Raw genomic sequence first — 19164 nt, forward strand, 5'->3', positions numbered from 1 at the left:
CATATTCGCATTATGTTTCCGGCCAATGCAAGCACACCGTGGAGGCCGAGATGACGGTTCAGGCTCATATTGATGCGACCCCAAGCCGGGCGCGCCCGTTCGAGAAAACCCAGCAACCCACGCCGGCGTTGCTGCGCAAGCTGCTGGGCCGTGATCTGGCCCCCAGCCGGGGCGAATTCAGTGCGGTGCTGGAGGCGCTCAATGTGGGGGATCCGGCCATGGATTTATTGGTGGACTGGATGATGGATTATGGCCCCCGTGAGTCACGGGCGCTGTTTGAAACCGCCATTACCGAGGGGCTGGCGGCCATCCCGGATTGCCCGGAACCGCTGCGGCTGTTTATCAAAAGTGTGGAAAGGCGCCCGGCCTGGGTCGACTTCGACCTGATTGATGAGGGCGCCCGCTTTATTCACTCCACCGGGATGACCGCGCCCTATGTACTGCGCGATCTGGCATTGATGGGGGGCTACCTGCTGTCCGGTTTCAATCAATCGCTGGTATTGACCGGGGCGTTGAATCAGGGCGCTTCGCGACGCATTGCCGAGACCGGGAAGTGGTGGGTCGATTGCACCGAGCAAGGCGGACTGAGACGTTTCAGTGCGGGTTTCCGGGGCACCTTGCACGTGCGTCTGGTGCATTCGCTGGTGCGCCGCAACCTGGCGAGCCGTGGCCAGTGGGATGCTACCCGGTGGGGCATGCCCCTGAGTCAGGTGGACATGGTGGCCACCTACCTGGGGTTCTGTGTGGTGATGCTGGGTGGCCTGCGCAAGATGGGGGTGCCGGTGACGCCGCGGGAATCCCGTGCGGTGATGCACCTGTGGAAATATACCTGCTGGCTGATGGGCGTGGACGAAAAGTGGCTGGTGGATCGGGAGCAGGACGGCATTGTGTTGCTGCACCATACCTTGATGACCCAGAGCCAGCCGGACTGGACCAGTCGGGAGTTGGGCAAGGCCCTGGCTGAAGAACCGCTGGAGCGTCACTTCCGCCGATTTGAGTCCCTGCAGCGCAAGCTTGCCTATCAGAAACACCTGAGTGTCAGCCGTTACTTTCTGAGCCGCGACAAGATGGCGCAGCTGGGGCTGCCGGAATCGGTATCGGCCTGGTACCCGCTGGCCACACTGTTGCCGCGACTGCTCTCGTTCAGTGGTCAGCATTATCTCCCGGGGCTACGCCAGTGGCAGCAGCATAGGGGACGTCGTGCCCAGCGCAAGGTGTTGGGGCAAATGTTCGGCGACGCGGAACAGGATCTTATCCGACCGGGCACCAATCACCCTGGCCATGCCTGAGGGTGGTGGTTCAACGGATCAGCAATAAAGGAAAACAGAATGACTGCAGTGCAAACGAAAACCGTTTTTATCACCGGTGCGTCCTCCGGCATCGGCTATGCCACGGCACGATTGTTTCAGGACAAGGGCTGGAATGTGGTCGCGACCCTGCGCAAGCCGGAAAAAGCCGAAACGCTGGCCGCCCTGCCGCGGGTGTTGTGCCTGCCTCTTGATGTGAATGACCGTGCCAGCATTCATGCGGCGGTTGAAAAGGCCATTGAACATTTTGGCGCTATTGATGTGCTGGTGAACAATGCGGGGTACGGCCTGATGGGGGCGTTTGAAACCCTGGACGAAGCCCAGATCATTCGTCAGTTCGATACCAATGTGTTTGGCCTGATGGAAACCTGCCGGGCCGTGTTACCGCATTTTCGCGAACGCAAAAGCGGCGCGCTGGTGAATGTGGCCAGCATGGTTGGGCGTGTACCGTTGCCGCTTTACAGTGTGTACAACGCCAGCAAATGGGCGGTGGAAGGATTCACCGAAGGGCTGGTGTATGAGCTTTGTCCGTTGGGCATCGGAGTGAAAATCATTGAACCGGGGGCGGTGAATACAGCGTTCTTCGGCCGCTCGGCGGATCGGGATAACCGCACCGGTGTCAGTACCTACGATCAGTATTCCAAAGCCCAGTTCGGCGTCATGGACAAGACCGGGCCGGGCGGTTCTAGCCCGGAAGATGCGGCGAAGGTGATCTACAAGGCCGCCAACGATTCCAGCCAACGGCTGCGCTATAGCGTGGGTACGGATGCTCGCATGTTGTTGCTGGCGCGCCGGTGGCTGCCGGAAACCTTATTTCGCGCCATGATTCGTATGAGCCTGTCGGAAAAGGCGTTCAACAGTGTGGGAAAGCTGCTCTACAAGTCCTGAATCACATATACGTGGCGTGTTGCATGCAGCGTGAAGCGTGTGGCGGCCGCGGAGCGGCAAAAAAATGGCCGTCGGGGGGACGGCCTTAAGGGGGAATCAATGGGCCCTGATGGCCCGGGGTATAACCACAGAGTGAGCGCAATGTGATTGGGTAGCTGAAGCGGGGTTCTCTTCAGCAATGGGATAAGTATAGGGGGCGTCTGCCGACCAACCCACGGGAATGGCTCGACCGGTTTGATCAGATTAATTGATCAATGGGCGGAGCAGGGAGATTCAGGGCACGCTCCGGTAATTCGTGTTACCCAGAACGCATGGAGCCCAGGCTTTTCAGATTTTGAATGAAAGCGTCAGTCGTCGGGCATCTGGCGCGCAGCGGTTGCCCGTGTTGCGTTCTGCGTGAGGCGTGTTGCGGTTCTTGATTCAGACCAGTGACTTGCGCATGTGGTGCCGGGGCAGGCGCACGCCATCGCGTTCAGCCTCTTCCTGGCCTTCACTGGTAAACCCCATAAAATGGAAAAAGTTGTGGGCCGTGAGGCTGGCGTGGGCGTTGAGTTCGGTGATGCCTTCCACCCGGGCGCCGTCTTCCAGGTGCTGGTAGAGCAGCGTGGCAATGCCCACGCGGCTGGCATCCGGGTGTACGAAGACCATGTTGATATAACCATTGACCCGGTGAGCAAAACCCACCAGCGCGTCGTCCCATTCGGCGACCACGGCTTCCCCTTCACTGAGAGCGGAAATCAGGCTTTCGTGGCTTTGAGCGCGGCTCCAGGCATCCCGTTGTTGCTGGTTGTATTGGTCGGCGGCGCTGATCTGGATGGCCTCACGGAATACGCCCAGCAGTTCACCCAGGTCGGCGCTTTCCAGTGGGCGAATCTGAAAGGGTAGAAACAGGGCGAGAGGATCGTCAACAGTGTTGGGGTATCTTCGGTGGTGTCGGTCAGAGTGGACGGTTCCGGTGTGGCCGCTCCAGCGGGCGCAGTGGGCCGATGGGTGCGGCGGAACAGGCGTTGCAGCCATTGCCCAATCATGGCGTAGTGTCTGCCGGGTTGGCGGAGGCGGATGCGTTATCCGAGGCTTTCATCGACTGGATCTGGGCGCGCAGTGCATCCAGATACTGCTCTTGTTGGTCCAGCAGTTCGCGGGTGGTTTGCTGTTGGGCTTCCAGCTCGCTGGCACGGGCTTCCAGTTCCTGCTGTTCGCGCAGGCGTGCATCCCGTTGTTCTGCCGTTAGCAGATCCGCGTCGCTGGTTTGCGATTGGGCGATGGCCTGGCTGCCCAGTAGGCAGCAAAGAAAAGTGAAGACGATACGCACGGAGTTCCCCGAAACCCGGTGTGGAAGACAGCCAGCATAGCAAAAACCGGGCGAGGGGTGCTACGCGCTACGAGTTCCGTAGGTCGGCTTAGTCGCGTAGCGGCGTAAGCCGACAATCTACGGTGGGGGGTCGGGAACGCAGAGTGTCGGATTACGGCCTGCGGCCTCTCTGTGTCCTTGGGTAAATGCGACCTGCGACAGGGAGTCCCAAATGCAGAAGGCCGCGTCCGTTTCCGGGCGCGGCCTTTGGGGTTTGGGGCAACAACGCGGCCGGGCCGCGTTGTTGCCTGTTGCGTTAAGCGTGCTGCATCTCTATTTCATCATCTGCCGCAGCACATAATGGAGGATGCCGCCGTTTTTGTAGTACTGCACTTCTGCCGCGGTATCCAGGCGGGAGAGAGCGTCCACTTTCTGCTCCTTGCCATCGCGGCGGAAGACCACGGTGACGGTGTCGCCCGGTTTCAAGTTGTTGTCCAGATCCGGAATGTCCACCTCTTCACTGCCGTCCAGATTCAGCGTTTTGCGGTCGGTGCCTTCCGGGAATTGCAGGGGCAGCACGCCCATGCCGATCAGGTTGGAACGGTGAATTCGTTCGTAGCTCTCGGCAATCACTGCTTTGGCGCCCAACAGGTTGGTGCCCTTGGCAGCCCAGTCACGGCTGGAGCCCGTGCCGTATTCCTTGCCGGCGACCACTACGGTGGGGATGCCGTCTTTCTGATAGCGCATGGCGGCGCCGTAGATGGAAATTTCCTCGCCTTCAGGCAGGTGCTTGGTAAACCCGCCTTCGATGTCCGGGGTCATTTCATTACGGATACGGATGTTGGCGAAGGTGCCGCGCATCATCACTTCGTGGTTGCCCCGGCGTGAGCCGTAGGAGTTGAAGTCGATGGGCTCCACATCGTGCCCCTGCAGGTAATGGCCGGCGGGGGAATCCGCCTTGATGGCCCCGGCCGGGGAGATGTGGTCGGTGGTGATGGAGTCACCTAACATTGCCAGGATGCGCGCGTTTTTCACCGGTTGTACATCGTCCATCTCAGCGGTGAGACCGTCGAAGAAGGGTGGGTTCTGGATGTAGGTGGAGCTGCTATCCCAGTCGTAGGTTTGTGAATCCGGAATGGGCAGGCTCTGCCAGATTTCATCCCCTTCGAACACGCTGGCGTACTGGCTACGGAACATGTCGTCGTTAATCTTCACCAACTCGGCCTGAATTTCATCGGAGCTGGGCCAGATGTCTTTCAGGTAAACCGGGTTGCCGTCCTTGTCCTTGCCGAGGGGGTCGGAATCCAGGTCGATCTTCACGGTCCCGGCCAGGGCATAGGCCACCACCAGTGGCGGTGAGGCCAGCCAGTTGGTGCGTACGCTCTGGTGAACCCGGCCTTCGAAATTACGGTTGCCGGACAGCACGGAGGCCACCACCAGATCGCCGTCGGAAATGGCCTTGTCGATTTCCGGGGGCAGCGGCCCGGAGTTGCCGATGCAGGTGGTGCAACCGTAGCCCACCAAATCGAAGCCGATATCGTTGAGCGGTTTCTGCAGGCCGGTGACATCCAGGTAATCGGTGACCACTTTGGAGCCGGGCGCCAGCGAGGTTTTCACCCAGGGCTTGCGGTTCATGCCTTTTTCGGCGGCCTTTTTGGCCACCAGGCCGGCGGCCAGCATGACGCTGGGGTTGGAGGTGTTGGTGCAGGAGGTAATAGCGGCAATCACCACGTCGCCGTGGCTCATGTGATGTTTCTTGCCGTCAATGACCACCGGCACATCGCCGCCACTGGGCTCGTGATTGCCCACGGCGGTTTGGCCACCTTCGCCTTCCAGCTTGCTGATTTCCTCGTCATTGAGTTTCAGCGTGTCGGTGACTACGTCGATAAAGGTGCGTTTCACCGCGGTGAGCGGCACCCGGTCCTGAGGGCGTTTGGGGCCAGCCAGGCTGGGCACCACATCGTTCAGGTCCAGCTCCAGCACGTCGGTGAATTCCGGGTCCGGGTCGCTGCTGGAGCGCCACAGGCCCTGCGCCTTGCAGTAGGCTTCCACCAGCGCAATGGTGTCTTCGTCGCGACCGGACAGCTTCATGTATTCGGTGGTGCGCTCATCGATGGGGAAGAAACCGCAGGTGGCGCCATACTCCGGTGCCATGTTGGCGATGGTGGCGCGGTCGGCCAAGGTCAGGTCGGCCAGGCCGTCGCCAAAGAATTCCACGAACTTGCCCACCACACCCCGGCGACGCAGCATTTCGGTGACGGTCAGCACTAGGTCGGTGGCGGTGATGCCTTCACGCAGCTTGCCGCTGATCTTGAAGCCGATGACCTCGGGAATCAGCATGGCGATAGGTTGACCAAGCATGGCCGCTTCCGCTTCGATGCCGCCCACGCCCCAGCCCAGTACCCCAAGGCCGTTGATCATGGTGGTGTGGGAATCGGTGCCCACCAGGGTGTCCGGGTAGGCGTAGGTGTTGCCGTCCTCGGATTCGGACGACCACACACCCTTGGCCAGGTATTCCAGGTTCACCTGGTGGCAGATACCGGTGCCCGGCGGCACCACGCGGAAGTTGTCGAAGGCTTTCTGGCCCCAGCGCAGAAACTGGTAACGCTCCCGGTTGCGCTGGTACTCGATTTCCACGTTCTCTTCGAAAGCTTGCGGGTTGCCGAACTTGTCCACCATCACCGAGTGGTCGATGACCAGATCCACCGGTGTCAGCGGATTAATGCGGCCCGGATCTCCCCCGGCTTTCTTGATTGCATCGCGCATGGCCGCCAGATCCACCACACCGGGGACGCCGGTGAAATCCTGCATCAGTACCCGGGCCGGGCGGTAATTGATTTCCTTGTCGGAGCGTTTCTGTTCCAGCCAGCGCATCACCGCTTCGATGTCGGCGCCGGTGACGCTGTCACCGTCTTCAAAGCGGAGCAGGTTTTCGAGAAGGACTTTGAGGGAAAAGGGGAGCTTGCTGAGATCACCCCAGCCTTTGTCGGCGACCGCATTGATGTCGAAATAATGATAGGTCTTGCCGTTGGCTTGCAGCGTTTTTTTGCTGTTCAGGGTGTCCTGGCCAATCCGTGTCACTACACACCTCCTGGGCTCTGATTGGAGTCCCGCGCGGGCGGAATAGAACGGCCGCCAACACGGAACACTGGCGCAGGATCAGTACAGCATTGCCACAAACCTAGGCACTGATGACCCTGCGTTATGACGTTAAGTCATTTCATACTACGCCCTTATGGCGGGGACATGAAACTGCCGGCTATGGTCTTTGCCGATATTCGCGGTTGGGAATGTAAATGCTTGTTGAAGAAAGAGGTTTTTGACGTTTTGGTGCTGTTGGGGCGGGGTGTCAGGGGGCGGTCTGGTTCTTGCGGGCGGTGCCTGTGTCAGCGGTTGCGTGTGTCCTGCCAGAGAAGCCAGAGCCGGGTATCCAGTTCCAGTTGATGGTAGTCCGGCGCCATGTGTGAACAGAGCTGATAAAACGCCTTGTTGTGGTCGGTTTCTTTGAAGTGAGCCAGTTCGTGGACCACGATCATGCGCAGAAAGGCTTCCGGCGCTGCCTTGAACTGGCTGGCGATACGCAGGCTGTTATGGCTGCGCAATTTGCTGCCGTGAATGCGGGTACGCCTGGTGTGCATACCCAGCGCCTGGCTGAGTGTTTTCAGCTTGGCGTCGTAGTGGGCCTTGCCCAGCGGCGGCGCCTTGCGCAGGTATTGTTGCTTCAGGCTGTTGGCATACTGGAACAGGGCTTTGTCACCTTGAATATCATGCTTGTCGGGGTAGCGTTGTAGCAGATAGTCACCCAGCCGGCCCTGATCCAGCAGAGCCTGGGCCTGTTGCTGAATCTGGGAGGGATAGCCTGTCAGATAATGCAGGGTATGCATGGGGCCGATTATCGCTTCGTGTGTATTTTGGGCGTTAGTGCCAATGTGATCCTTGGGCTGCGTGCGTATGATCGCCGCTCTCTTTGCAATGGACAATCCCATGTCATCAGCCCTGGACTCTGATTATCCCCGTCGCGGTAATGCTTTCTCCCGGTCGCTTGCCCGCGGTTTTTTGCGCCTGGCAGGCTGGCGGGTGACCAACCCCATGCCGGCAGTGCCCAAGGCGGTGATTATCGGCGGGCCGCACACCTCCAACTGGGATGGTATCTATACGCTGGCGGCCATGATGCAGCTGGGGCTGGATGCTCACGTGATGATCAAGGACAGCGCCTTCAAGGGGCCGTTTGGGGCCATGCTGCGCTGGATGGGGGCGTTGCCCATTGCCCGGCACAAGGCGGGTGGTGTGGTTGAGCAGACCGTGGAGCAGTTCAATAGCCGCGACAAGCTGGTGATGGTGGTGGCGCCGGAAGGCACCCGGGGCGGGGCGACACAATGGAAGACCGGCTTCTACCGGATCGCCCAGAAGGCCGGTGTGCCGATTGTGGTGGCCACCGCAGATTACCGCAAAAAGGAAATTACCTTTGCCCGTGTCATTGAGCCGTGTGGGGATGTAGAGAAGGATCTGGCCGAAATTTTTGAATGCTATGCGGCCATTCACCCGCGTCATCCGGATAAATTGTCTGCACCGTTGAAAGCCATTCGAGATAAAAAGAAGAGCGCTGGACGCCAAACGCCTGGTGCCTGACGCGTATAGCGGCCGCAGAGCGGCTAGGGTCTGTTAACAGGCCCTAAGAACCCTCCCTTTGCAGGGAGGGGGTGTTGCACTCCCCTCCGATGGTGCTGGAGAGGAGGGAGGGGGGTCGATCAGTTACAGGCGCTAGCGTTCGTATAGCTGCTATCCACCACATTATTGATCCACTGATCCATCAGCGCGGTGGCTTCGCCATGGGCAACGCTGCGGGCAATCGGTGGCATCATTTTCTGCGGATCATCTTCTGCGCTGAGACGGCAAGAGACGATGGAGCTGCCCGCGCTGCCGGGTACCAGCACATGCTGGCGTCCACAGGAACCGCCGCCGGTGGCCGTGGGCTTCTTGCAGACGCCATAGCTGGCGTTCACATCGCGGAAGTGATCCAGGTAATAACCGGTGTTGGACGCGGCGCCCTTGTCGTTGTGGCAGTGCTGACAGTTCACTTCCAGGTAGGCCCGCACACGGCTTTCGATATCCGCCGCTGAGTTGGCGGTTTCACCGCTGTCACCGGGCACATTCCAGCGTGGCAGATGCTCAATGTTGGTGGCCACCCCATTGCTGATGGTCAACTCCGGCACGCCGGTCAGAATCCCCAGATCTTTCCACTGCTTGATCTGGTTTACCGCCGGGAAACCGGCCTGACCGCTGGTGCCCATAAAGGCAGATTCCGCTTTGTAGGCACGGTTCAGGTTACGCGGCTTGGGCCCAATGGGGGCACTGCCAGCCGGTTGGTCATCATTGGCGTGACAGGTAACACACTGGTTGCCGTTAGGAATGGTGTAACCATCGGTGCTGCCAGTGAGGAGGGTGTTGGAATCCGCATCACGGTAATGCCAGGCAACCGACGCGGTGCCCCCGTTCATGGCCAGACGCGCAACCCTCTTGCCGTCTTCTTCCTCCCAGATGTAGGGCAGGCCTACCCAGACGGCGCTGTCCTGGCTGTTCCTGCGTTTGATCAGCAAGCGGGTTTCTACCGGTACTTCGGTGCCCTGGCTTTCGTCGGTGAAAGCAAAGGTTTTGGCAATCACGGTGCCTTCCGGGAAAACGATGCTGCCGTTAACGTTGTTGCCGTCCTGGCCATCGCTATACACCGCTTGCTCGCCGGGTGGTACAAACACGACTCGATACTTGGTTGAGTAATCAGAGAACAGCTTGGTGTTCAGCACAAAAGGCTGGCCGCTCTCGTTTGGTGTGCTACGTGGGTCTTGCGCATCGGCAAACAGGTTGTACTGATCCAGCGTCGGGCAGTTGTAGTTCAGTGCTTCGCGGTTGATCTCGCCGTCTGCAACGTCTGCACTACAGTAGAACTCTACAACTTCATCCGAAGGTGCGGGGTCGAACTCACCGCTGGGCTCGAAAGGCGGAATTTCTACCCGCGGCAGTGTTTCCAGTACTTTGCCGAAACGGGCCTGGCAATCATGCTCGGACATGTCGGTGTCGGAGGCGATATTCAGTAGTCCTTCAATGGCCCCTTTGATGCCTGCAGGGTCGAGAATGGAGAAGTCCTGCTCGGCAATGGCCAGTACCAGTTCCAGGCCATCGGTGCCGTGGAAGTTCAGGTAGGGGGCGCTGTCGCTGTTCAGCTCGTTATCGTGGATACAGGTGCCCCACTCCGGCAGGATGCGGTCGCCGTTTTCGTTGAACTTGTAAGCGTTGTAGTGACAGCTGGGGTTCGGGTGTTCGTTGGTATGAATGGGCTTGCCGCTGTCCCACATGGGAACCGGATCGCCATTGTTGTCCACCGGGTAGGGGCAGTCTTCATCCAGATCGTCACGCAGACCGTCCCAGACAATATGCGCGCCTTTACCCTGATTCAGAAGGTTAGGCAGGCTGCCCAATACTTCCAGAAGATTCGGCGAAAGCTCCGGCAGGTTTTTCAGGCCGATCAGGGTCGGCAGTACGCTTTCTACTTCGCCGTTGGCCAGTTTTTCCAGGTCCGGTGGTGGCAGGTCGTAACCGGAGTTTTTCATCACATTGTTATGGATGTGAAGCCCCTCGGTATAGGGGTCGATTTTTTTATCGGCGGTGTTGTTCTTGCCATCAATCAGCTCATAGCTGACGTGGATCACCGCCGCGGTGCTGTGATCTTCGAAGGTGTTGTTAAGGACTTCGATGTTGTCGTAACCCAGGGTAATAAAACCTGTGCCACGGGGCACCACTGACACCAGACCGCTGTGGGCAAAGTTGTAGGTGTTGTTGTTGCGGGCCACGTTGTTGATCATCACCGAGGTATCACCGTAACGGGTGATGTTTTCCAGGTCGTAGATCAGGAAGGCGCCGGTATTACACTCGGCAATGTTGTTGTCGTACTCGCCGCCCTGCACGTTTTCGATTTCAAAACCCATGACGTTATAAGCGGCACGGCTGTTACGAATGATGGCGGTGTTGGTCTGGCCAACATAGATGCCTGCATCGCTGGCGCCGATGGATTCACTGTCTTCTACCAGAATGTTCTCTGACTCTACCGGGTAGATACCGTAGCGGCCGCTGGCGGAACTGGGGGTGTAATCCGGGCTGGAATCTCCCTCGTTGTAGGGGGGCGCGGTACAGGACACATGGATCTTTTCCGCGTAGTTATCTGCGGTGATCGGTTCGCCGCCACCGGACCACATGGCACGTACGCCACGCAGGGTGCCCCACTTTACGCTCTTCAATTTGAAGGCGTCGCCGGGGGAATCGAGGATGGTCAGGTCTTCCACGGTAATGCCGCGAATATTCAGGGCTTCCAGACCGGTCACGTTGACACTGTCTTTGAACGACAGAATGGTTTCGTCTTTGCCGCAACCTTTGATCAACACATCTTCGGTGGCCTGGATCAAGATACCCTGGTCCAGTTCGAAGTAGCCGCACTCGAATTGCAGGGTGTCTTTTGGACGCAGCTGGACCATGGCGTTGACCATGTCTTCGGTGGCGTCTTCACCGGGGCTGATGAGGAACGTTCGGCCAACGGTATCGGGGGGCGTGGTGTCGCCACCGTCACCGCCATCGCCTCCATCATCGCCGCCGTCACCACCGTCATCTCCACCGTCGCCGCCATTGTCGGGATTGTTGGGTGTTGCGGAATTATTGGCCGGTGATGAGCCGCCGCCGTCACCGCCGCAGGCGGTGAGTACCAGAGTGACCGCCAGTGCGATGGCAGGCCAGAATCGGTTCATGTTCATGATCGGTTCCCCGTTGTCGTTTATTGTTGCTGCTGCCTGAAAGTTGCATGTTTCATGTGGAGGTATGGCCGCTATTGCGCGGCCTGCTCCAGTCGTTCCCACATCCGTATGTACGCTTCTGCCGAGGTGAACAGCTGGTTCACCGCGTCATCAATTTCTTCCTGTGGACGATCGCTGTTGAGCATCATGTCGGCGATCTGGTCCGCATAGAGTCCGTAGTGCGCCACGCCACGGCCTTCATAGAGACTGAAGGCGTGGTCACCGGTAATTTGTTTGTTGAATTGCACCTGGCCATCCACCGAGGTGAAGGGATAAAGCTCGGCTTCCTGATCGGGAGTGCCGGGGTTGCCGGCCAGATTGGCAATGCCGTTGACGTCAGACGCAAACGGGGCGCCACCGAAGGGGCCAACCTTGAAGGCCGGGTCGCGGGGGCGGTTGCCGTCGCGGGTCAGCTGGTCTACCCAATTGCCGCGCACGCTACCGAAGGACGCCGTCACGCCGCCCTGGCTGGCAATCTGATCGCGCAGGGCTTCGGTGCCGGTCCAGTTGCCATGGCTGTTGATAATCGGGTAATCGCGTGCACCGGTAACATCGAGAATCTGGGTGGCGGCCTTGCGGCTGATGTGATCAATCTCGATCATCATGCCGCGGCGGGTCAGTTCTTCGATCAGGAAGAAACCCAGGTCGGTGAGGCCGCGGGTGTTACAAAGGTGGTCGGTGCCACGGCGTGGATCGTAGGCGGCGAACTCTTCCGGCGTCGCCGGGAAGCGGTCGCCGACGTAGTCGATCTGGAATAGCAGCTGGTCAAAAATGCCCAGCGGTTGAAGCGGGTCTTCCAGTGCAATCGCGTCCCCTTCGTGGTCATGATCCGGGCAGTCCTCGAATTCCACCAGGTGCCCGGTTTCCAGCAGGTTGCCGCCATACAGCACGGCACCAATACCCACACCTTCCGACAGATCGGGCAGGTGGCCCCCGAAGGCATTATCGAACTTGTGTACCGGGAACAGGCTGCGTACATCCATGGCGTAGAGCCGGTCCAGCCGCTCTACGATTTCTTCGCGGGTACATTCCGGGGCATTGAGAAACTCGCCACAGTTGAGTGCCTTGGATGCTTCCACGCCGAGGATGACCGCCATTTTTCCGTCGCCGATGACCTGCCGGGCCTGGGCGGGATCGGTGACGATGCGGAACCAGCCCTTGCCGGGGCCACCGTTCTGGGCGTCGATGTAATCCTGCATGCGATGCATTTGTGTGGCCTGCATTTCAATGGCGGCCATGGTGTCGCAGTCATTCTGTTTCTGCGGATTGAGCTGGCAGAGAATCTCGTTATGCACCAGGTGGTTGACGAGAATTTTCATGCCCGCCAGGTGCGCCCGTTCAATCCATTTGTAGTAGCTCTGATGGTGTTGCAAAGAGTTGCTGCGGGGCCAGAACGTGTAGTCCGGCCAGCCCCGGGTTTCATGGGGACCAGGGTTGCTGGTGACTTGTTCGATTAGCCCGGTGAGCCCCTGGGGGCCATGGTTGACGGCACAGTCGTGCAGGGCATGGTCGACCCCGAACTTGTGGAAGGGGTCGCCGTAATTCACCCGCCCGCCGATAAATTCGTAGGCAGAAATATGGCTGTGGGCATCCACGAAACCGAAGATGTCATCGTCGTCCAAGCCGTCTACATTCTGGAAACGGGGAACCTCGGTCAGGTAATTGGCCGGGCCGTCATCTGCGACGGCGGCGTTGAGTTCGGCTTCCGGGTAAGTGCTACATCCGTCGCTGGGCGCCAGGGTGAAACGGTTGTTGTCAGCTTCCAGTTGCGGGGAGGTGAGAGTCAGACCGTCGTCGCCGGCGGTGAGTAGCAGGCCGGTCACGTTGGAGGCCAGAGTAAAGGTGTCGCCGTCGCTGCGGTTCAGGTTCCAGACGGTCAGATCGTTGGCGTCATCGACCATGGCCAGGCTGGGCTGGATATTGGTGTCACCCAGCCCGGTACCGATACCACCCAGGCTTTCGCCCAGTTCACGCAGCAGGCCACCGAGGGGGGCAACCGGGTCCAGAACCAGATTGAGGGTGTCGCCCAGCCCGGATACCAAATAGCTCAGCTCTCCGACAAAGTTGCCGCTCTGATCAAGAAACTCTCCGGCTGGATCGCTGATGCCGAGCAACTGTTTGCTGCCGGCACTGCCGGGATCACGTTGATAATCGGAAAGCAGCAGGTAGCGGCCCAGGTCAGTGGGCTTCATGTAGAAGGCGGTGGCCTGACCGGCGTCGTTGGTGAGGCTATAGCCGTCTTCGCTGGTGGTCAGAAACTGTTGCTGGCTTTGCAGGGTGTAGCAGCCATTGGCGAATTGGTAGCGGTTCAGGGGCTCGGGTTCCGGCTCAGGCTCGGGTGTGGGGTCCGGCGTTTCCGGCTCACGGGGCGTTTCCGGAGTCGTGGGGGAATCATTGGCAACGGCGGGTGCGCTGCTGCTGCCTCCACCGCCACAGGCGGCAAGCAGGCTGGCGCTGAGCATTAATGCCAGCGCAAGCCGGTGAGAAGCAAAGGCGGGAGCCTGGCTGAGTAAAAACATCGCTAACCCCTTGGTGGTGCCTGCAGTGGGCACTGTTCTTATTGGTCTAATGTGCAGGGCGTGCGTGTTTCTATGGCACTATCGTACACATTGATTGGTACAAGTGTGCACATTAATCAGGGGGCGGTGCTGTAGCGTTATTGTCAGTATTGGTGACAGTTTCTTTTCATAGGGATACAAAACGGCAAGGCCGGACGGGCCGGACATTGCCGTTTGCAGGGACCAGCGGATGGATTGTGTAGGCTGTCAGGCCGCCTGGCTGGTGGTGTGAGCGGTGGTGGGGCCGTCCAGCGGGCGGGTCAGGTAGCCGAGTACCAGGGTGGCCACATCCACATTGGGTTGATAGTGGAGAAACAGGCCGCCCAGGGTGCCGAAGACTCGGGCCAGCATGATGAAATCGCCGGGCAGGGTCTGTACCGGGTCATGTTCCAGCTGGCCGAGCAGTTCGCTGACCTGCTGCATCATGGCTTCCGGGCTGGGCCAGCCGGCCTGCTGATCGGGGTTGATAATGGCATCGCGGACCTGGTCGAGCACGGCAGACACGAATGCCAGCAGGGTGGCCGGATCGCCGCTGCGGGTGACAAAGCCGAGGGCGGTGAGGGTATCGGCGATGACGGTTTCATCACCCACGATGCAAGCCTGCAGCACCCGGAAGTAGCCCCGGCGGGCGTCGTCGGTGAGTGCTTGCGCGCAGCCGAAATCCAGCAGTACCAAGGTATTGTCCGGGGTGATCATGATATTGCCGGGGTGCGGGTCGGCATGGAACAGGCCGCCGTGCAGTACCTGGCAGAACCAGGCATCCAGCAGCGTACTGAGCAGGGCGCTGACCCGTGCAGGATCCGACGTTTTCAAACGATCCAGAGTCAGGGTGAGCTTCTCGCCCTGAATGAATTCGGTGGTGAGCACATGCCGGCTGCTGCACTCGGGCACCAGTGTCGGCACCCGAATCCCGGGGATGGCCGCGAGCTGCCGGCCGATGTCTGTCATGACCCGGGCCTCACGCTGATAGTCCAGTTCTTCACGAACGGTGCGCTGGATTTCGTTGACGATGGTGTCGATATCCATGGGCGGCAGGGCGGATTTCACCGCATCCATGAAGACCTTGAGCAGCGTCATGTCCAGTTCGACCACCTCATCAAGCCCCGGGCGCTGTACTTTGACGGCCACTTCGCGGCCATCGTGCAAGCGGGCGCGGTGCACCTGGCCGATGCTGGCCGCCGCCAGGGGCTGGGGGTCCACATGGGCGAACAGTGTATCCAGTGGCTGGTTGAACTCCTGCTCCAGTACTGCGGCAATGTCGGCAAAGGCCACCGGGCTGGCCTGGTCCTGCAACACGGCCAGTTCATCGACCCAGGCCTGGGGCAGCAGGTCCGGACGGCTGGAGAGCAGCTGGCCGATTTTCAGGAAAGCGCCGCCTTGCTCCAGGGAGGTGTCACGAAAACGTTTGGCGTTGCGCTTGTGCAGGTTGGCCAGCGCGGCATCGCGCATGCTGCCCGGCAGGAACGCGGCTCTGGTGCCCCACAGGCGGTAGCTGGTGACCACCTTGGTGAGCATCCAGCCGGTTTTGGTCAGGCGCTTGAGGCGTGCGGGCCAGCGGCGGGCTTCGTCGGCGAGCAGCTGCATTTCTTCGTTTACCGCATTGGCACCACGGGTGACGGCCTTGCAGGCAGTAATGGCCTGGTCGGCGATCTCCCGGCCTTGCCAGGCGGTTTTCTCGATGGCCTTGATGCAACCCTCGACCACGGCAATCCAGGCTTTCAGTCCGCTGTCTTGCTGTTTGCGCTCGGCAAAGTCGTTGAGCGGTTGCCAGTTCGGCACCTGGTCCGGCTGCGGCTGAGCAGGCTGGACAGGGGTGTTTTGCACTGATGTGGCTCGCATGGGGACGGGCCCTCCACAGGATTTGTGTATAAGTGTTCACAAAATACTGTGAAGCCGGGCAGTGGGCAAGTCAAAAGTGAACAAGTGTTCCTTTTTGTTTGACAATGCCACCTGGTATCCGTTTGTTGCTTATGAAAGGGCTCTGACCAGCATGGCGACCAGCTCTGTCTGTTTTCGGTAGCCGTTCTTGGATAGCAAACTTTTGATGTGCTGGCGGGCTGTGTGAACAGAAATGCCATTTTTATCGGCGATTTCAGCGGCATTGAGGCCGTGGATCAGCTCGGCGGCAATGCCCGCTTCGGCCGGGGTGCACTGGAACAGCGATTGCAGTTTGCCCAGGTCCGGTTCCATGTTGCTGTCGTAGCGGAACAGTTCTGCCAGCACGCCGTTGTGCTCTTTCTCGTCGGCGATCAGTGGTGTCAGGCAGATGGCGATTCGTTCGTGGCGGCTACTGACAAACAGGGTTCTGGTGGCGGGGGTGCCTTTCTGGGAGAGGATAAGGCAGGCGCTGATGGCGTCGCTGAGTTTGCGATTCAGGCGGGTGTCCCGACACTGGAGCCGTTGGCTTTCAGAAATGCTCAGGGTGTCGCTGTGGGCGAGCAAATCCAGGGCGTTGCGGTTGGCCTGGGCGATGGTGGCCAGAGCGTTGAACACGATGATGGGCTTGTTGACGTGATTGAGCGCCAGCGCCAGGCTTTCGTTGTTGCTGCGTGACTGGTAGAGCTTGAAGTGCAGGCTGACGGCATTCTCCACATGGGGCGCGAGCAGGTTCATCTGCAGAATGTCATGGTCCGTGTAGGGGCCAAAATCCTGATGGCGGTTGGCCAGGAAGACCACGTTGCAGTCGTTCTGGCGGCTCACCAGCATGCCGGCGCTGTCCCCCATGCCGACGGCTTGCGCCCAGGTGCGGCTTTCCTCGCTGAGCATATCAAGAATGCTTTTGCTGGCATTGCCGCGCAGGAAAGAATCGAACTGGCGGGGCGGCAGGGCCTCGTAGCGGGCCAGGGCTTCATCGCGCTCGGGCAGATCACTGTGGATATACCATTCTTCAAACCCCTCCGGGTAACCGAAGGTCCAGCCATAGATCATCCGTCGTGGATGGTCACTCAAGCCGAGAATGCCACCCTGGAGCGCGTTGAAATGGGCCTGGAAGGCATCGAAAAAAAGCTGGAAGCCCTGGCTGAAATGCAGGCAGCCGTAGAGAGTGCTTACTAACTGGTTGAAGCGCTGCAGTTCGTCGTGTGTCAGTGACGGAGCGGCCGGACTCTGCTCGTCAGACGGTTCCTGTGGGTTCACCAGAGTAATGGAACTGGAATGCATGCTGCGTTTTTCCTCACAGAAAACCCGGCGCAGGCCTGCGGCGGGTTGCCATTATTCTCGTCTATCGAATTGTCATCGTTAGGGATGAAATATTGTTATATCGCTGTGCCCCGGGCAAGGCCCCTGGCCGGGAAATGGCTTCCGCCTGTCTGCTGCCTTGCAGGCAGATCAGCCGCCCAGCAAACGGACCTCGGCGGCTTCCACGGCCTCCAGCGGGCCGTAGAGAATCACGGTATCTCCCTGTTCCAGTATCAGGTCTTCGTCCGGGCTTTCGCGGGTTTGTTCGGCGCGTTTTACGGCGCGAATTTCCACGTCACGCAGTGCGCACTCACGGATACTCCGGCCGATGCTGCGGGCTTTCTCGCTGAGTGTCACGGCGTGTAGCAGCCGGTACGGGTTGCCGGCGCTGTCGGTGGTGGGGAAGGAATCGCCGTGGTAATAGCCTTGCAGCATGCGGTAGCGGTCGCGGCGGGTCTTGCGCAGCATGGCCAGCACCCGTTCAAAAGGAACATCCAGCATCATCAGGGCATGGGCCACCAGCATCAGGGAGGCTTCCAGCACCTCGGGTACGACCTCGGCGGCACCGGCTGCCGTGAGTGCATCCAGGTGGGTGTCGTCCCGGGTGCGTACCAGCACCCGTACGTCGCTGTTGAGATCCCGGCAGGTGTGGATGATCCGTTCTGCCAGGCGCGCGTCGTCGAATGTCACTACAAGCAGGCGGGCGCGGTGAATACCCGCCCGTTCGAGAATGTCCTTGCGGCTGGCATCGCCAAACAGGATATGTTCGCCGGCGGCACTGGCTTCCTGCAGGCGTACCAGATCCATATCCACGGCCACGGCATGGTGGTGGAAGCGGTTCAGGTAGCGCATCAGGTTCTGGCCCACCCGGCCATAGCCGCACAGGATGACATGGCCGGTGATGTCATCGGATACCGGGCTGTCCTTGGGGATTTCCATCCAGGGGCGCAGCAGGCGACGGCTGAGTTTGCCGCTGTGTTGCAGCAGGGCGGGGGTCACCGCCATGGTGAGCACGGTGATGGACACCAGCAGGCCGGCTTTACCCGGCGACATGACCTGATGAGATACCGCCAGCGCGACCAGCACAAACCCGAACTCGCCACACTGTGACAGGATAAGACCAGTGCGCGTGGCGGTGTCGGCGGGCTCTCCCAGCAGACGCAGCAAAGCGAAAATCAGTACCGCCTTGAACAGCATCAGCGAGACGGCAGCGAGGATGATCCAGTGCCACTGTTCGGCGAACAGGTTCGGGTCCACCAGCATGCCGACACTGATAAAGAACAGCCCCAGCAACAGGTCACGGAAGGGGCGCAGGTCCGCTTCGATTTGATGGCGGAAGTGACTTTCCCCCAGCATCATGCCTGCCAGAAAGGCCCCCAGTGCCATGGAGAGGCCCAGCCAGTGCGTGACCCAGGCGGCGACCAGCGCCAGCAACAGGGCCGTCATCACAAACACTTCATCGGAGCGGGCGCGGCCGGTTTCTTCCAGCAGCCGTGGCAGTATCCATTTTCCCACCACGTAAATGCCGGCGAACAGCAACAGGGATTTTCCCAGGGTGATGCCGGCCATGGCCCACAAGGCGTCATCATTGCTGTTACTGATTACCGGCAACATCACCAGCATGATCACCGCCGCCAGATCCTGAAACAGCAAGATGCCGGTGGAGGCGCGACCGTAACCGGTATTGACGGCGCCGCGCCCGATCAGGTCACGAATGACGATGGCGGTGGAGGACAGGGCCAGCGCCCCGGCGGTGATGCCGGAGGTCATGGGTTGAAAGCCCAGCAAGCGCATTACAGCGAATACAGCGGCGCCGGTAAGAATGACCTGCAGCGGACCGGCGCCGAACACGATGCGGCGCAAGGTCAGTAAACGGGGAATGGAAAACTCCAAGCCCAGGGTAAACAGCAAGAAAACGATGCCGAATTCCGCCAGATGCTGGATCCCTTCCACGTCGCTGATCCAGCCGAATCCGAAGGGGCCGGCGGCGAGTCCGGAAAGCAGGTAGGCAAGAATGGGGGGCATGCCCAAGCGGCGGAACAGCACCACGGCGGCCACTGCGCTGCCGAGCAAAACCACAATAAGTGTCAGGGTGTCATGCATAACAC

12 protein-coding genes are annotated in these 19164 nt (G+C 59.8%); 3 read left to right on the forward strand and 9 right to left on the reverse strand.

Going from position 1 to position 19164, the window contains the following annotated elements; genetic code table 11:
• Positions 1-50: 50 nt before the first annotated feature.
• Together F1529_RS08595 and F1529_RS08600 are read left to right on the forward strand one after the other, a co-directional pair.
• Positions 51-1289: an oxygenase MpaB family protein gene (locus F1529_RS08595; protein WP_155133763.1), complete on the forward strand. Its 1239-nt coding sequence runs from the start codon at positions 51-53 to the stop codon at positions 1287-1289.
• A gap of 39 nt (positions 1290-1328) precedes the next feature.
• The gene (locus F1529_RS08600; protein ID WP_155133766.1) at positions 1329-2195 is read left to right on the forward strand and encodes an SDR family oxidoreductase; all 867 of its coding nucleotides are present in this window, start codon (positions 1329-1331) and stop codon (positions 2193-2195) included.
• Positions 2196-2615: 420 nt separating this feature from the next.
• Here the strand turns inward: F1529_RS08600 and F1529_RS08605 are convergent, their stop codons facing one another.
• The 4 genes from F1529_RS08605 to F1529_RS08620 all read right to left on the reverse strand — a co-directional run bounded on the left by F1529_RS08605 (position 2616) and on the right by F1529_RS08620 (position 7472).
• Positions 2616-3212 (reverse strand): GNAT family N-acetyltransferase, encoded by a 597-nt coding sequence (locus F1529_RS08605; RefSeq protein WP_155133769.1) that lies wholly within the window; start codon positions 3210-3212, stop codon positions 2616-2618.
• Between the two features lie 7 nt (positions 3213-3219).
• Positions 3220-3507, reverse strand: a complete 288-nt coding sequence (locus F1529_RS08610; protein ID WP_155133772.1) for a hypothetical protein — start codon at positions 3505-3507, stop codon at positions 3220-3222.
• 312 nt (positions 3508-3819) lie between these two features.
• On the reverse strand, positions 3820-6567 hold the full coding sequence (gene acnA / locus F1529_RS08615) for an aconitate hydratase AcnA (protein WP_370456984.1): 2748 nt from the start codon (positions 6565-6567) through the stop codon (positions 3820-3822).
• Between the two features lie 305 nt (positions 6568-6872).
• On the reverse strand, positions 6873-7472 hold the full coding sequence (locus F1529_RS08620; protein WP_155133775.1) for a M48 family metallopeptidase: 600 nt from the start codon (positions 7470-7472) through the stop codon (positions 6873-6875).
• Here F1529_RS08620 and F1529_RS08625 point away from each other — a divergent pair.
• Entirely contained in the window at positions 7471-8115 is a 645-nt protein-coding gene (locus F1529_RS08625) for a lysophospholipid acyltransferase family protein (protein ID WP_230457742.1), read from the forward strand. The two genes, F1529_RS08620 and F1529_RS08625, sit on opposite strands and share 2 nt — an antisense overlap.
• Before the next feature lie 119 nt (positions 8116-8234).
• Here F1529_RS08625 and F1529_RS08630 read toward each other — a convergent pair whose 3' ends face one another.
• The 5 genes from F1529_RS08630 to F1529_RS08650 all read right to left on the reverse strand — a co-directional run bounded on the left by F1529_RS08630 (position 8235) and on the right by F1529_RS08650 (position 19159).
• Positions 8235-11282, reverse strand: a complete 3048-nt coding sequence (locus F1529_RS08630; RefSeq protein WP_155133781.1) for a parallel beta-helix domain-containing protein — start codon at positions 11280-11282, stop codon at positions 8235-8237.
• 71 nt (positions 11283-11353) lie between these two features.
• Complete coding sequence (locus F1529_RS08635; protein WP_155133784.1) at positions 11354-13840, reverse strand: membrane dipeptidase; 2487 nt, start codon at positions 13838-13840, stop codon at positions 11354-11356.
• 246 nt (positions 13841-14086) lie between these two features.
• Positions 14087-15718, reverse strand: coding sequence for an AarF/ABC1/UbiB kinase family protein (locus F1529_RS08640; protein WP_155133787.1), 1632 nt, complete (start codon positions 15716-15718; stop codon positions 14087-14089).
• A 129-nt stretch (positions 15719-15847) separates the two neighbouring features.
• Positions 15848-17038 carry a helix-turn-helix transcriptional regulator gene (locus F1529_RS08645; protein ID WP_155133790.1) on the reverse strand — a complete coding sequence of 397 codons (1191 nt, stop codon included), beginning with the start codon at positions 17036-17038 and terminating at the stop codon, positions 15848-15850.
• A gap of 168 nt (positions 17039-17206) precedes the next feature.
• Positions 17207-19159, reverse strand: coding sequence for a monovalent cation:proton antiporter family protein (locus F1529_RS08650; RefSeq protein ID WP_155133793.1), 1953 nt, complete (start codon positions 19157-19159; stop codon positions 17207-17209).
• Positions 19160-19164: the final 5 nt, after the last annotated feature.

The organism is Alcanivorax sp. VBW004 (assembly GCF_009718865.1).
Lineage (GTDB): Bacteria > Pseudomonadota > Gammaproteobacteria > Pseudomonadales > Alcanivoracaceae > Alcanivorax.

Coding starts and splice junctions, on each gene's coding strand:
- F1529_RS08595 (WP_155133763.1), top strand. CDS start 51: ATGACGGTTCAGGCTCATATTGATGCGACCCCAAGCCGGGCGCGCCCG.
- F1529_RS08600 (WP_155133766.1), top strand. CDS start 1,329: ATGACTGCAGTGCAAACGAAAACCGTTTTTATCACCGGTGCGTCCTCC.
- F1529_RS08605 (WP_155133769.1), bottom strand. CDS start 3,212: ATGGCTGCAACGCCTGTTCCGCCGCACCCATCGGCCCACTGCGCCCGC.
- F1529_RS08625 (WP_230457742.1), top strand. CDS start 7,471: ATGTCATCAGCCCTGGACTCTGATTATCCCCGTCGCGGTAATGCTTTC.
- F1529_RS08620 (WP_155133775.1), bottom strand. CDS start 7,472: ATGGGATTGTCCATTGCAAAGAGAGCGGCGATCATACGCACGCAGCCC.
- F1529_RS08630 (WP_155133781.1), bottom strand. CDS start 11,282: ATGAACATGAACCGATTCTGGCCTGCCATCGCACTGGCGGTCACTCTG.
- F1529_RS08635 (WP_155133784.1), bottom strand. CDS start 13,840: ATGTTTTTACTCAGCCAGGCTCCCGCCTTTGCTTCTCACCGGCTTGCG.
- F1529_RS08640 (WP_155133787.1), bottom strand. CDS start 15,718: ATGCGAGCCACATCAGTGCAAAACACCCCTGTCCAGCCTGCTCAGCCG.
- F1529_RS08645 (WP_155133790.1), bottom strand. CDS start 17,038: ATGCATTCCAGTTCCATTACTCTGGTGAACCCACAGGAACCGTCTGAC.
- F1529_RS08650 (WP_155133793.1), bottom strand. CDS start 19,159: ATGCATGACACCCTGACACTTATTGTGGTTTTGCTCGGCAGCGCAGTG.